Source organism: Pseudotamlana haliotis, assembly GCF_008806375.1.
Classification (GTDB): domain Bacteria; phylum Bacteroidota; class Bacteroidia; order Flavobacteriales; family Flavobacteriaceae; genus Pseudotamlana; species Pseudotamlana haliotis.
Genome location: NZ_WAAT01000031.1, coordinates 1 through 246 on the forward strand (window position 1 = coordinate 1; position 246 = coordinate 246).

Annotated in this window: 1 protein-coding gene; it reads right to left on the reverse strand. The window is 29.7% G+C overall.

Going from position 1 to position 246, the window contains the following annotated elements; genetic code table 11:
* A partial coding sequence (locus tag F6U93_RS14845) for a hypothetical protein (RefSeq protein WP_225312586.1) occupies positions 1-246 on the reverse strand: 246 nt, incomplete at both ends.

The window sequence follows — 246 nt, forward strand, 5'->3', positions numbered from 1 at the left end:
AATTGTTTTTTTTGTTAAGCTGATTAATAGACTTTAATTCTAGGTATAGTTTTGAAACCCATTGATTAAAGTTATTCATTCTATTATTAAGCCCTCTGTAAGATGTAGGGTTTAAATTTTGTTGTTTTAAGTTAAGAGCAAAATTAATAGCATCTAGAATGGTTAAGCTAGGTTTTTCGGGTTGAAGAATCTTCGTTTCAGATATCAGTTGCGGTTTTTCTTCAACCTTAATTTTCTTAGCAGGTG